A 13,533-nucleotide genomic window follows, 5' to 3' on the forward strand; every position below is an offset into this window, starting at 1 on the left:
CCAAGGTAGTCACGTCGTTATAATAGATGAGGGACCGGGTCAAGTATGGGCAGAACAAAGAAATCAAGGAATAGAAGAATTTCTAAAAAGCTATGGCTGCACCTGGGATGTAATAGAATCAAGCTTTGACTTATCTCAAGTTTCCTCACAGATTTCTGCTTATCTTGAAGCTAACCCAAATACTAAAGCAATATTGAGCAATGGATATGGGGGGGCAGTAGCTCAACAAGTATTCCCTAAACTCAATATTGCTCCTGGTCAAATACCCGTGGCTACTTTTGATATCACTCCACAAGTTTTAAATGCAATATTAGCAGGTTACGTGCAACTTACAATAGATCAGCAACCATATTTACAAGGCTTTTTACCTGTAATTCAAGGTATATTTATAAAGAAATATATGTTCGGCGGATGGAATGTGAATACAGGGAGTTTAGTAATAACCAAAGATATAGCAGAAGAAGTGCAAAATCTAGTCAATGAAGGTATATTCTATTAAATCTATTAGGCGATCAAGTTGGCTGATAGTAAAAGGAGAACATTTTTATCTAAGCTTATAAGTAATAAGGAATTTGCAGCTATATTCACATTAATACTATTATGGTTATTCTTTTATATACTAAATAATTCTTTTTTGAGCTTAAATAATTTAGGCATATTATTTTCAGTTATACCAATATATGGATTGGTAACAGTAGGTGTTACATTACTTATGATAGCTGGTGAATTTGACCTATCAGTAGCTGCTGTCTTTGCTTTAAGTCCTATGATCTCTGCGTTGCTTATAGCTGAAGGGTTTAATGGGTATTTAGCTCTATTTTTATCGTTATTAGTAAGTGCAACAATTGGATTTTTAAATGGTCTAATTACTACTAAGGGAGGTATACCCTCATTTATAGTAACATTAGGCACACTATTATTGTGGTTAGGTATAACCTTACAGTTGTCAGGTGGCGAGCCTCATGCGTTTCCGGTCCCTATATCGCTTGAAAAGGTATTGGTAGGAAATATATATTTAGATGGGATAATTAACTCACAATTGTTATGGTTCGTTTTAATCTCGTTTATATCTACTATATTACTAGAAAGGCATAAATGGGGTAATTGGATTTACGCCGTAGGTGGAAATAAGGACGCAGCAAGGGCTAAAGGAATTAACGTGGATCTTGTAAAAATTAGTCTATTTATTTTATGTTCGCTCTTAGCCGGTTTCGCCGGCTTGATGCAAAGCGCCTTATACGGACAAGTAATAGCTAATCAAGGAGGAAATTTAGAACTTGATGCTATTGCCGCAGCAGTCATAGGTGGAACATCACTTTTTGGTGGAGAAGGGTTTACATGCTGATATAGTATCAGTGGGAGGTACACCATCAGCCAGTTTGTGGGCTTTAAAGGAGGAAATAAATGAACTCCAGCCTGGGACATATGTTTTCTACGATATCCATCAAGTAGAATTGGGTGTAACTGATATAGATCACATATCAGCTTACGTTTTAAGCCAAGTTATAAGTAGGGCTGAAGATAGAGTGGTTTTAGATGTGGGCTATAAGGGTATTACCATAGAACAAGGCATATACCCGACTGTGGTATCGCATAAATGGTTAGCCGTGAAGTCGATGTCTGAAGAACACACTGTATTGAAAGGATCACCTTTACCTGACTATGAGGAGAAAGTTCAATTAATACCATATCACGTATGCCCTACTATTGACTTATGGGATGAGGCTATATTGGTAAATAATGATAAAGTTATAACGAGTTTAAAAATAGAAGCGAGGGGGAAGAAACTATAACATTAATCTGACAATACGATCTGTTCATATAATGACGTTAGTAGATCTAAGCAGAAATTCCTTCTTACAAAGTACGATCTGTTTATATGAAGACAATAATTGTAAAAAGAGTATTCATTAAAAAGTCAGCTATATTGCAAAGGTTTAATTACCTCACCTTTGACTTGAACCTTAGGTATAATAAATCTTGTAGAGTGTTCCACTTTTCCCTCAGAGTCATATAGTGGAACTCTTTTTCCTTCTACTACCTCGATGCCTATGAAATTAGCCTTCCCATCTAATTGCCTATTTATAGCCTTAGCTGGATTTATCGTCACACTCCTTAATATATCTTGTAAATCCATGCCTAGATGTAAGAATTTTGACATAGTAGTGTATAAGTCAACTACTGGCAACGGTATGCTATATTTATGTATATCAGTACTTATAGTATCCGGTAGAAGGTTTTCTTCTAGTGCCTTTTTAGCAGTTGTAAATGAAAAACTTCCCCGACCATGACCAACGTCAATTATAACCCCTTTATTCTTCAATCCCTTTACTTTATTTAACCTATTTAAGATGGAATTTGGTTCAGGTCTAAAGGTATGAGTTAAAATATCCCCCTTCTCAAGGTAAGGAATAATCTCATCTAAGTCTGGAGGGGGTATGCCAAAATGGACCATTACAGGTAAATTGAATGGTTTAGCACACTCTTTAGCCCTCTTTAATGGTTCGATTCCTAATTCTCCATTAGCGTCTCCACTTAATCTAACCTTCACGCCTACTATTACATCTAAGTTATTTTGAATAGTTGACTTACACAAGTTAACATCAGCTATTTCAATATTAGGAATGTCTGAGTATTGTCCTTTTTTAGAAACTCCGAAGAAAGGTATTCCAGCGAAGGCAATATTGATGAATGCAAAAATTTTAGTTTCAGATTGTTCTATTACGAATTTCCTAAGACCCATGAAATTTCCAGCTCCAGAACTTCCGGCATCAACTAGAGTCATTAACCCACTTTTGCTAACTATATCGTTTGGATTTACTCCTAAACTTGTTGCATAATAATAAACGTGAGTGTGCAAGTCTATTGGAGGAGGGATTAGTATCAATTCTCTCAAATTATATGTCTTATCTACTGATGAATCTGAAATTTCCCCTATCTTATCGACTTTTTCATTATTTATCCTAACGTCACACTTAATTAACTCTTCTCCAGTGAAAAGTTTGACATTGGCTAATTTTATCAAGACTGGATCTCCTCCTCATTAACTTTTAACAACAATATCATATGAAAATATTTCGAATGAATACATTACTTCACCATTTGGATTGGGTCTAAACTCTGAACCCAGATCAATTGTCTGCAAATGCAGATTATATATGTATTCAGAATTCCAATTAAAGTAATGAGATAAAATGTATATAGTTTCATTGATGAAATTTGATAAGTTTACCATTACATCGCCTCCTCTTATATCTATTGAAAAAGTAATTATAGTCCATGGATTAGAACTTCCATTATCCACGTATACTTCCCAATTCGCATATACTGTCTTACCATTTACTATCACTGGTATTCTTATCGTCGTAACATAGGTCCCGGCTGGCACAGTGCCTGCTGTATGATAAAGCCATATCATTAGCTCTATATCTCCATGTGTTGCTCCCAACGTGGTGACGTTCCTAGTCATCCAGATGTCATACGCGAAATCTATAGGAGTATTTGATATGTCTTTAATAGAGTAATTAACTTCCAAGTATACTCCCTTACTAACGTTATATAGCACTATAGGTAGTGGGAGAATCCCACTAGGAGACGGTATGCCTCCACCCCATACATTAACGCCATAAAGTATTTCCGGATAACCCAATACTGTGGGATTGTCTTCATATAACGCTCTAATGAAACTTAGGTTTACTATCATCTTATTATTAAACAACGTCATAGTAACATTGCCAACTGATGAGTTAGCCATGTTCCATAGATTCGTATTTATGCTTATGTGATTTATTGAAAAGGAATTATAGGGATTAGTAGGAGTTCCAATTATCTCTATTGATTCCCCACCTTGGAGTAAACTCTCCTTAATGATACGTTGTGGATTACCTTGGTGTTGTAAAAATATTAATGAAATCAATAATAAGACAGTTATTAGAACAGCTAAAGAGACCAATAATATTCTTCGCATAATTTGTTTTTAACCCCCTTAATAATAAGCTATTTATATTACAAGTTAAGTATAAAAGCCTCGCTCTTTACAAAATGAGAAAAGCTTCGCCCTTCAAGACGGGGAGAAAGTCAGCTATCTATCAGATCCCTAGAAGATTACCTTTAGTATAACGTAACTGACTTCCTCCCCTTAAGGGGTTTCTCTCATCGATTCGTGTTTACATCTCTCATTTAAGGAACAGTTGAGATGCTCAGAGAACCATACAAAATAGCAATAACGTCATGATCATTCTCATTACCACACTTTATAAAATGAAAATACCTATAAGAAACCTCTTTCATTTCTTTACCACACTTAGGACAGTGAGTAGATGAGAAACTAGGGTCAACATAAACAACCTTAACACCATATTTCTTAGCTTGCCATTCTATCCAGTATTGAATGCGACCATACTGGATCGAATACAACTTATCCCTAAACTCTACTGGTAGCCTTTTAATCATATTATTCAAATCCTCTAAGAAGATAGCTGAAACGTTTAGTGATTTAGCTGTATCAACAACCCACTTACCGATTTTCCTAGCCTTTTTATGGAAATCCCTAATCCTATAATATTTTCTCACTATCTTTAATATTTTCTCACTATCTTCCTCTTATCATATTTCCTTTGCAAATCCTCAGCTAAAGCCTTAAAAATGATAAGTATCCTCTAAACGTGTTAGAATCTTAACGTAACATATATCATCCTTGCTAACAACAATTTCATTCATATTCAACAGCAACACCATCCTTAGCTAGGGGTTGATCATAAGAAGAGAGATCTTCAAATAAGCGTCCCATTCCTTAAAACTAGCTTCTCTTATCTCCCAATCCTTGTAAAATGATAAACTCCTTAGATAACCTAGAATTGGCAACTCATTAACACCCCTAAAAACGTTCATTCCCTCAAGATCTAACGAGATGCTCGGAGTTAACCAAATATACTTTGCGTACCCTAGAGTACTTACCCTTCTTAGGGTTCCTAAGTCAACTTTTATATATTGCTGTAGCATCCCTATAACAATCTTGAGCAAGTTTAGGGTGAAGGTTAAACCTCTCCTTCAAAACTTGATAATTTGCCTTATGAACTTCTCTAATTAGGTTCTTCTCAAGCTTACTTTCCCTCAACCAATTAAGGACATATTTTAAACCTATCTCATATCTTTGAATAAGGCTGAATAGGAGAGGGAAATCAGAAAGCTTAGCGTAGCCCTGATTCCTAACCCACCCTTACTAATAGCTCCCCTACCCACAGATACATGTAGGAAAAAGGGAGTTTATATACTTTACAATCCCCTCCCTTAAGGGCGAGGACTTCCTCACCTTGTAACTTCATTAGGAGTTAATTATAAAAATACACGTTAAAAAACACTAACTCTTCTTTAAAATTAAGAGATCAATTTAAGTATTTACAAGCAATCAAGTACAAAATTTTTAGATTATTTCCATCACGCTTTTAACTATTTATAGACTAAGTTATTTAACGTCAATTACATATATTTAATTATGCAGAAGGTTCAATCGCTTAGAGTTATAAGTATAACAGACTTCCGGGTACCCTACTTGATTCTTCATGTTTCAGTTATAGTAATAGCTGTATTCATTTCAGCATATTTAATCGTAACTATGAATATGCCTATGCTTATCACATTGGACTTCTTCATTTACTTTATCTCGTTTATAATAATATTAGTCATAGTCCTCTCATTAACTTATGAGATAAGTTTTAAGGAAAGCGAAATGTTCGTTAAAAATTTGATATTTCGACCCTCTCTGACTGAGTTCAAAATAAAAGACGTTAACTTGTTAATAGGATTGAAGAGGAGTAGCTTCTTGGGAGGGCTAGTAATAACCTATAATAACAAGTTAATCTTCAAGTTTGTGATCTTAAATAGAAATATAAGCAAGATTAGAAAAATTCTTATGAGTAAAGGTTATAGAGATGGTGGGCAATACAAGATATGCAAGATATGCGGTAGCATAAATTATTTATATGATAGAAAGTGTAGCGTTTGTGGATCAAGAGACTTATCTATATATACTCTATTATGGCTAGACTTAAATGTATCTAGATGACGATGTATATCTCTTTCCCAATTATATACTAAAAATATATTATATTTTTTTAAAATTTCGTGCTAAACACCTTTATTCGTTGTCTAAAAATTATATATTACCGTGTTTTAATGAAAAATTATCATCATAAAAGATAGTTATATTAAAACTGTTTATCGATTTAATTATGTTGTTCATATAATGGTTCTAACCTTTAAGAGATTTCTAATTTTACTATGACTTTCTGAGGACGTAAAAAGGTAATATAGTTGACAAAGGAATAGTAAACCTCGCCTTTAGGGCGGGAAGTATCAGATAATAGTTAATTCCATTTACAAAGTGAGGTAAAGCCTCGCCTTTTATGGCGGGGAGGAAGCCAGTTAACTTAATACTACGTTTTAGCAATCTTATTTATGATAAAAAGTACGATATCATATCGATAAACACGCCGTAATATATAAAATCCTAGAAGCCTAATGTAATAGGAGGAAAATGTTAAAGGCTTATAAAATGAGGCTTCAAGTCGAGCATCCTACGTGCTGGACGTTTAACACGTTAAATTATGACGTAAAAGCTCACGTTAAGTACTTATTTCCCATAGTTTCCAAGAACTTGATTTTCGAGATAGCTGAGATCACTTCTGAAAGCAGAAGTGATGTAAGTGATTTCATAAACTTAATGAATAGTAAGAAATATAGACGTAACCTAAGTCTAATTGACGTCGAACGTTCAAGATTGTCAAAAACTGCATTAATGTATTACTTCAAACTTTACGACGGATCCATAACGAGAACTTTACTTAGTAATGGTGTAATAATAGGTAATGTATTAGCCTATAATGGAGTAGAGGAATGGGATCTGTATTATTTAGGAAATGATATAGACTCTGTAATGGGTAATATTTCAAAGGAATTAAGTAAAGTGGAAGTTAAGATAGAGGATTTAACTTATGACAGATTTGAAATGGAGGATATGAAAAAGGAAATGTTCTTGATAAATGGTTTAACTTTTACGGAAAAGAAGGTATTATATGCTGCATATAAGATGGGTTACTTTGACTATCCTAAAAACATAAAGCTGGATGATTTAGCTAAATCTTTTGGTGTTACTAAAGTAGCCTTAGATAGGACGATAAGAAATGGGTTAAGAAAGATATTATCACAGATATTCGATAATGCTAAATAAATTATTTTTGGTCAATATCTTGTCATCTTAGATATTTATATTGTATGCATATTATATCGTAGTGATCAATTCTTTGTTAATTTTTCGGATAGGTTCATAAAAAATAAAGAATATTAGAGAGTCATAGTCTATAAAAGCAAAATAAAATGTTAAACTAACAAGTTAAGTATAATATTAATTATAATGATGAGTGACAATATGATCTGAAGAAGCATGATAAATAAGAAAAATAGAGCTATATCAAGGACGATAGTAGCAATTATAGTAGTGATAATAGTCATAGCAGTTGTCGGAGGAGTAAGTGGTTATTATTTAACTAGGCACCCTTCAACAACTACCACATCTATTTCCACTCCTACCTCATCCGTTTCTGTCACTACAACTACTTCTTCTACTTCTTCTATTACATCATCACAAGTGGTAGATTTCATAAACCCATGGGGTGCTGAAGATCCTGTAGGTCTGAAATGGATACAAGGTAATTTCTCCATATACTATCCTGGCTTTTCTGTTCAGTATACTTCCTTACCTGGAGCTAGTGGCGTAGAAGAGAGATATGTGGTAATTAATGATATAGAAGCTGGAAAGTTACAAGGAGCTTTTTGGGCTCATGGAGGTCCAGAAGTGTTATCTTACGTGGAGTTATTACCTAATCCTCATGACTTATACAATATGACGCCGTTATTGCAACAAGAAGGTGCATTCCAAAAGGGCTCTTTAGCTACTATGTTAGCTATTTCGTACAACGGTACGATTTTCGGATCACCAACTAATGTTCACAGGGCTGAAGAATTGTACTTTAATCCTCAAATATTAAGAAAATACAACTTACCTATTCCTACTAATCTAAGTTTACTAATTTACGATACTCAACAGCTGGAGGCTCACGGAATAACTCCATGGGCTGTGTCAGGTGCGGAAGGCGGATATGAGCAATTACACTTATGGTTTGCAATATTCCTTTCAGTTGCAGCCCAATATTATGGTCCAGCTGGTGCTGCCAAGTTATCTAATGAACTAATGTATGGTGTGTTAAACTTAGATAATACCACAGTACAAAAGATTATTAATCAAACTGACAATATATTCGTACAATTTGTTAGTCCAGGTGCTGTTATTCCAAGTTGGCAGAGTCAATCCATATGGTCAGCTCTGGCATTAGTCATAAAAGGACAAGCAGTATTTGAAGCTGGTGGAAATTGGTTAGCTGAGTATGCCGCGATTTGGTATAATACTACTACATATCCAGCCACTGAACCTTACTTGAATTGGACGAACATTACATTAATGGCATTACCATTCCCCGGCACACAAGGAGTTTATGTAATAGATGTAGACTCTGTAGCTATACCTACTGTGAATAATCCACAAGAACAAGCTGCAATCAATTTTGTTAAATTCTGGTCCTCTTATGAAGGGCAAAAAATATGGACCTATTATAAGGGAGTGACGTTCTGGGATAACGCAACTGACTATTACGCTACGCCTATGCAGTGGTATGATTATCAAGCATTGTTTAACACTCCGATTCAGAACTTTACTTGGGCATTTGCTGATGGTACATTGTTTGATGATGTATTTTACTTCCTAATAAGTCAAGAACTTAACTTACAAGAACAAGGTTCTTCGTACATTCCAACATTTAACGCAGCTTTACTAAAAGCTGAGAATATGACCTTCCACGAATGGCAAATAGCAGCTAAGGATGGTTTTGGATTTGTAGGCAGACCCGGGCAACCATTTGGCAACTATTTACCACCATGGGTTAATCCTCAAACTTATACTTATAACTCAAGCTATACTCCGTCATTCTTACTATCACCTCCAAAGTATATGTTGCCTTATCTTAAGATGTTAACCTCACCTAAGAGTAGCTCAAATCATGGTATAGCAGTTCTAACAAACGAAATTAATTTCATCGCGTTTACTGTAATATATCTGTTACTGCTAGCTGACAAAAAATATTATATTTTTCTGAAAGATTTTGTAAGTCAAATCAAGGTATCTCTTTTTTTGAAACTTTTTATATTTAAGAACGATTATTAACTATATATAAAGGTGATATAAATTTGGGTAAACAAGGATTATTGATGGCCATTCCCGGATTTATATTTGGAGCGATATTGATATATTTATTAGTGTTAAATGTATATTTCTCTTTCTTGAATTGGTCCCTTTTTAATCTTCACCCTAGCTTTGCGGGAATATCTACTTATCAGTCGTTAGTCTCTCAATATTTCTTTAAGCTGGCTTTGACTCACACTGTTGTTTACGTCTTATCTGCTGTGATAATAGGTGATGTATTAGGAATTCTAGTGGCGGGAATATTATACTTTATTAAAAGCAACATAAGAAGAGCCATATATCTATCAATATTCTTATATCCGTTAGCTGTACCATCATCTAGTTACGCTATTACTTGGCAATGGTTATTTAATCCTCAAACTGGTATAAACCTTGTTCTAAGGGTATTTCATTTTCCGAACATAATTTGGTTAACTACTGAGCCCACTGTATATGCTGGTATGATAATCATAGAGACTTGGGCATATACCGGATTAGCTGTACTATTTTTCTTAGCCTCATATATGAGTGTAGATCGATCAATTATAGAGGCTGCTAAAATAGACGGAGCTAATAATTTATACATATTATTTAGAGTAATATTGCCAAATTCAATGAACGGAATGATAGTCTCTACAGCCTTACTATTCTTATTTTCTTTCAGAATATTCACAGTACCATTTACTATAGGTGGCCCTACGAATCCTAATATGATGAGTCTTGTGGAATATATTTATATTTTATTCAGCACTGAGTATTTCTCTCTTTCGTCAGCGCTATCGGTATTAGTAGCAATCATTGCTGCGATAGTGATCATACCTTATGCTATACTCGGATTGAAGAGATGGGTGTTCAGAAGGTGAGTAAAATGGGGCAAAGAAGCGTGAACAGGTCAAACTATACGTTAAATGTTATTAAGTACGCTTTACTCGAATTAGTTGCAGCTATTCTTATAATTTTATGGTTAGTCCCCTTATATGCCATGATCTTGGGAGGTTTAAAGTCTAACCTCGAGGCAGCTAGTACCTCAATTCTTCTCCCTCCTAACAAACCGTCGTTAGAAGCATATGCTTTTGCGTGGTTTGGTTATGCAACAATACCTGGTCTAGAACCAACTATGTTAAGATATTTAATAGTAGTGATACCTTCAGTACTATTATCCACAGTATTAGGTACGATGACTGCCTATTTCTTCTTTATATTAAGCGAAAAGCACAATATTCTAAGTAATACCTTATTTTCGATTTTGGCATTAGCAACTTTCTTGCCTATAGAGACTGTAACATTTCCCTTAATTGAGATGGAAACTTCGTTAAACCTATATGATACATATCAAGGATTAATATTTGCACTACTCATATTTTATGTGCCAACGTCAGCTTTACTAATGTCCATATTTATCCCTGTTGTACCTAAGTATCTACTGGAATCGGCAAGAATTGACGGTGCTGGTGATTGGACCATATTATGGAGAGTTGTATTTCCATTGATTTTTCCCGGATTTCTCTCAACGTTAATATTTGTCTTCCTACAAGTGTGGAACCAGTTCTTTATACCTTTAATATTAACTAACACTCCAAACATGTTGATGTTACCGGTTGCAGCCAGATTCTATACCGCAGCTTACGCCCTAATATATAATAGGTCATTCGCTGCGGGAGTAATATCTTCTTTAATTCCTCTCGTAATATTTATATTTCTTGGAAGATACTTCATTCGTGGGTTAGCAGCATTAGGAGGAGGAGCTAAAGGGGTGTGAAAATGGTGGATATAAAAGTTGAAAAATTAAGTAAAATTTTTAAGAAAGGTAAAACTGAGGTAAGGGCAGTTGACAATATTAGCATAACACTAGAAAGCGGAACTGCTTTTGGAGTTTTAGGACCTAGTGGTCACGGTAAAACTACGTTCTTGCGATTAATTGCTGGTCTTGAAGAGCCTACTGATGGGTACATTTATTTTGGTAATGAGGTGGTATCTGAACCGAAAAGAGTTGTTTTAGGACCGGAAAAAAGAGGGATTGCAATGGTGTTTCAAAATTGGGCCTTATATCCTAACATGACAGTATTTGACAACATTGCTTTTCCGTTAAAATTAGCAAAAGTGCCTAAGGATAAAATAGAACCGAAAGTAAAGGAAGTGGCAGATGAACTAGGATTAGGTGGCGTATTAAATAGATATCCTAAAGAATTGTCCGGAGGACAAATGCAAAGGACGGCTCTAGCTAGGGCATTAGTCAAAGATCCAAAGGTTCTCTTATTGGATGAGCCGTTTAGTAATTTAGATGCTCAAGTTAGGGAGAGTGCTAGGGCATTAGTTAGAAAAATTCAGAGGGAGAGAAAATTAACTACTCTTATAGTGTCTCACGACCCAGCTGATATTTTTGCAATAGCAAATAGAGCTGGAGTTATTGTACAAGGGAAATTCGCTCAAATAGGAAACCCAATAGAGATTTATGAGTCCCCTGCAAGTGAAATAATAGCAAGGTTAACCGGTGAAATAAATCTAATAAATGCTAAAATTATAAAGAATTACGCTATAGTAGGAAATTTAAACATACCTTTAGACTATAAGTTAGACGATATAGATGAGGCTATAATAGGAATTAGACCAGATGATATAACACTATCTGATGAAAGGAAAGATAAGTACATGGACGTAGGTATGGTTAAAGTAAAGTTAGTTAGTTATAGTTCTGGAATTTTTAAGATAATCGTAAATCCTATATCAAATGAGGATATAGAGATCATAGTAGACTCAGATGAACCATTAGAGATAGGTTCAGAGAAGCATCTACTAATAAGGGCTGGAAAGGTAAAAGTTTTCAGTAAAGATGGCAAAAATATTTTATACAGAGAAAAAATGATAACATAATTTTTTTCCACAAAATATTTTTATAGTTTAAAGGTTGTTTATGTTAATCCTAGTTTTTCATCTACCCATTGCCCAAAGTGTGGTTGTAAGATGGAGGAAGCTGCTTATAGATACTTTCGTTGTGTTAATTGTGGTTATGAGAATGATAGGAATGTTATTGGAATAATGAATTTGTATGGGAGGGGGTCTCTGACCCTCTCGACATATGAGAGATGTAATTACTAATCGACGAGGGCAACTCTCGCTATTTATGGCTAGGAGTAAGTCAGAATTGTTATTATCATCTAAAGTTATTTAGGCTTAAGTGGAAAATTGATATTGTGATAAAAAGTTATAATATAGTACTATCCCATGAAGATTGGTCCTTATTCACTGAGAGATATCCCAAGACTGAACTAAGAGTTTTAATGAAAAATAGGGTCTCTTCTTTAGGTCAAGAAAATATCATTGCTGAGGTTTACACGTCTGATCTGCTTACGTTAAATAATTTGATAAATTGGATAAAAGAGAATAAAAGAATATGCAAAGTGAAGATTCTTGAGAGAATTAATACAAAAAATGAAGTGAGGGCTCTTTTATTGGTTACCGCAAAATTGGAAGGCGGTATATCTGAGATACTTATAAACAACGGAGCTTTCTATGTTTCTGAGAATATATATGAAGGGCTTGAAAATTGGTTCATAGTGATAGACGATAAGACATTTAAGGAAGCTTTAGCTAAACTCAAAGAGGTAACTTATACCCTAAAGTACAGAGAACTCGAAAATAACTTGTTAAGCGCAAGGAATTCCTTAACATCTAAGGAGAAGGAGATTATTTACAAGGCATACAAATTAGGTTACTTCAATTGGCCTAAGGAGATAGATCTAGAAGATTTAGCAAATCAGTTAGGAATTAGCAAAACAGCAACGTTACAAACTTTAAGGAGGGCGATGAATAAACTTGTTAAAACGTATGTGAAAGAAAATAATCTTTAATTTGAAATCAGACTCATGTTGACTAGACCATGCTTTTTACCCTCCCACTCAATCCACTATTGTATCCTATGATATTGTATCAAATATAGCCTATCCCTAAAATCTACTGGCAACCTCTTAACTTTCTTAATCATATTATCTAAATCCTCTAGGAAAACAGCTGAAACGTTAAATAGTTTAGCTGTATCGACAATCCACTTACCAACTTTCTTAACAGAATCCTCCAGTATATTTTTAGCCTTCTTATGAAAATCCCTACTTAATATTTTCTCGTTCTCCCTTCCATTCCTTATCATATTTCTCCTGAAGGGGCAGCAAACTCTTATAATGATGTGCATCATCTAGACGTGTTGGTATTCTAACGTAATTAAAATCATCTTTGCCAACAACGAT

At 34.6% G+C, this 13,533-nt stretch carries 15 protein-coding genes and 1 pseudogene; 11 read left to right on the forward strand and 5 right to left on the reverse strand.

Translation table 11 applies throughout. The features are described 5' to 3' along the window. The 3 genes from DMP16_RS04245 to DMP16_RS04255 all read left to right on the forward strand — a co-directional run. The coding region (locus DMP16_RS04245) for a substrate-binding domain-containing protein (RefSeq protein ID WP_143576917.1) at nucleotides 1-499 on the forward strand (499 nt) is incomplete at its 5' end. A gap of 18 nt (nucleotides 500-517) precedes the next feature. Continuing rightward, entirely contained in the window at nucleotides 518-1,345 is an 828-nt protein-coding gene (locus tag DMP16_RS04250; protein ID WP_143576918.1) for an ABC transporter permease, read from the forward strand. Continuing rightward, complete coding sequence (locus tag DMP16_RS04255; protein ID WP_255446795.1) at nucleotides 1,323-1,793, forward strand: hypothetical protein; 471 nt, start codon at nucleotides 1,323-1,325, stop codon at nucleotides 1,791-1,793. Before DMP16_RS04250 ends, DMP16_RS04255 begins: the two co-directional genes overlap by 23 nt. A gap of 125 nt (nucleotides 1,794-1,918) precedes the next feature. On the opposite strand, the gene DMP16_RS04260 is transcribed toward DMP16_RS04255, so the two are convergent. From DMP16_RS04260 to DMP16_RS11545, 4 genes are all read right to left on the reverse strand, one after another. Continuing rightward, complete coding sequence (locus DMP16_RS04260) at nucleotides 1,919-3,025, reverse strand: hypothetical protein (protein ID WP_069283046.1); 1,107 nt, start codon at nucleotides 3,023-3,025, stop codon at nucleotides 1,919-1,921. Between the two features lie 18 nt (nucleotides 3,026-3,043). Beyond that, nucleotides 3,044-3,967 carry a hypothetical protein gene (locus tag DMP16_RS04265; protein WP_069283047.1) on the reverse strand — a complete coding sequence of 308 codons (924 nt, stop codon included), beginning with the start codon at nucleotides 3,965-3,967 and terminating at the stop codon, nucleotides 3,044-3,046. Nucleotides 3,968-4,179: 212 nt separating this feature from the next. After that, nucleotides 4,180-4,572: a zinc ribbon domain-containing protein gene (locus tag DMP16_RS11540; protein ID WP_069283049.1), complete on the reverse strand. Its 393-nt coding sequence runs from the start codon at nucleotides 4,570-4,572 to the stop codon at nucleotides 4,180-4,182. A gap of 171 nt (nucleotides 4,573-4,743) precedes the next feature. Beyond that, on the reverse strand, nucleotides 4,744-5,022 hold the full coding sequence (locus tag DMP16_RS11545) for a hypothetical protein (protein ID WP_306416239.1): 279 nt from the start codon (nucleotides 5,020-5,022) through the stop codon (nucleotides 4,744-4,746). A gap of 472 nt (nucleotides 5,023-5,494) precedes the next feature. On the opposite strand from DMP16_RS11545, the gene DMP16_RS04275 reads away from it, so the two are divergent. The 8 genes and pseudogenes from DMP16_RS04275 to DMP16_RS04310 all read left to right on the forward strand — a co-directional run bounded on the left by DMP16_RS04275 (nucleotide 5,495) and on the right by DMP16_RS04310 (nucleotide 13,140). Next, nucleotides 5,495-6,064, forward strand: a complete 570-nt coding sequence (locus tag DMP16_RS04275; protein ID WP_069283051.1) for a hypothetical protein — start codon at nucleotides 5,495-5,497, stop codon at nucleotides 6,062-6,064. A gap of 489 nt (nucleotides 6,065-6,553) precedes the next feature. Next, nucleotides 6,554-7,228 (forward strand): helix-turn-helix domain-containing protein, encoded by a 675-nt coding sequence (locus tag DMP16_RS04280; RefSeq protein ID WP_231961072.1) that lies wholly within the window; start codon nucleotides 6,554-6,556, stop codon nucleotides 7,226-7,228. 213 nt (nucleotides 7,229-7,441) lie between these two features. Then, complete coding sequence (glcS, locus tag DMP16_RS04285) at nucleotides 7,442-9,274, forward strand: glucose ABC transporter substrate-binding protein GlcS (RefSeq protein WP_069283058.1); 1,833 nt, start codon at nucleotides 7,442-7,444, stop codon at nucleotides 9,272-9,274. 23 nt (nucleotides 9,275-9,297) lie between these two features. Continuing rightward, nucleotides 9,298-10,155 carry a glucose ABC transporter permease GlcT gene (gene glcT / locus DMP16_RS04290; protein WP_069283060.1) on the forward strand — a complete coding sequence of 286 codons (858 nt, stop codon included), beginning with the start codon at nucleotides 9,298-9,300 and terminating at the stop codon, nucleotides 10,153-10,155. A 5-nt stretch (nucleotides 10,156-10,160) separates the two neighbouring features. After that, a complete protein-coding gene (gene glcU / locus DMP16_RS04295; RefSeq protein WP_069284660.1) occupies nucleotides 10,161-11,051 on the forward strand; it encodes a glucose ABC transporter permease GlcU in 891 nt (296 codons plus the stop codon). 2 nt (nucleotides 11,052-11,053) lie between these two features. After that, a complete protein-coding gene (glcV, locus tag DMP16_RS04300) occupies nucleotides 11,054-12,163 on the forward strand; it encodes a glucose ABC transporter ATP-binding protein GlcV (protein ID WP_069283062.1) in 1,110 nt (369 codons plus the stop codon). A gap of 21 nt (nucleotides 12,164-12,184) precedes the next feature. Continuing rightward, nucleotides 12,185-12,461: pseudogene (locus DMP16_RS04305) on the forward strand (zinc ribbon domain-containing protein); the annotation flags it as partial. A gap of 22 nt (nucleotides 12,462-12,483) precedes the next feature. Beyond that, nucleotides 12,484-13,140: a helix-turn-helix domain-containing protein gene (locus tag DMP16_RS04310; protein ID WP_069283064.1), complete on the forward strand. Its 657-nt coding sequence runs from the start codon at nucleotides 12,484-12,486 to the stop codon at nucleotides 13,138-13,140. 56 nt (nucleotides 13,141-13,196) lie between these two features. Here the strand turns inward: DMP16_RS04310 and DMP16_RS04315 are convergent, their stop codons facing one another. After that, entirely contained in the window at nucleotides 13,197-13,436 is a 240-nt protein-coding gene (locus tag DMP16_RS04315) for an IS200/IS605 family accessory protein TnpB-related protein (protein WP_069283066.1), read from the reverse strand. Nucleotides 13,437-13,533 lie beyond the last annotated feature (97 nt).

The sequence above is a fragment of the Sulfolobus sp. B1 genome, assembly GCF_007050195.1.
Taxonomy (GTDB): domain Archaea; phylum Thermoproteota; class Thermoprotei_A; order Sulfolobales; family Sulfolobaceae; genus Saccharolobus.

Bases quoted from the DNA above. Each gene is read 5' to 3' on its own strand.
- glcS (WP_069283058.1), top strand. From the start codon at position 7,442: ATGATAAATAAGAAAAATAGAGCTATATCAAGGACGATAGTAGCAATT.
- glcV (WP_069283062.1), top strand. From the start codon at position 11,054: ATGGTGGATATAAAAGTTGAAAAATTAAGTAAAATTTTTAAGAAAGGT.
- DMP16_RS04315 (WP_069283066.1), bottom strand. From the start codon at position 13,436: ATGATAAGGAATGGAAGGGAGAACGAGAAAATATTAAGTAGGGATTTT.
- DMP16_RS04280 (WP_231961072.1), top strand. From the start codon at position 6,554: ATGAGGCTTCAAGTCGAGCATCCTACGTGCTGGACGTTTAACACGTTA.
- DMP16_RS04265 (WP_069283047.1), bottom strand. From the start codon at position 3,967: ATGCGAAGAATATTATTGGTCTCTTTAGCTGTTCTAATAACTGTCTTA.
- DMP16_RS04275 (WP_069283051.1), top strand. From the start codon at position 5,495: ATGCAGAAGGTTCAATCGCTTAGAGTTATAAGTATAACAGACTTCCGG.
- glcU (WP_069284660.1), top strand. From the start codon at position 10,161: ATGGGGCAAAGAAGCGTGAACAGGTCAAACTATACGTTAAATGTTATT.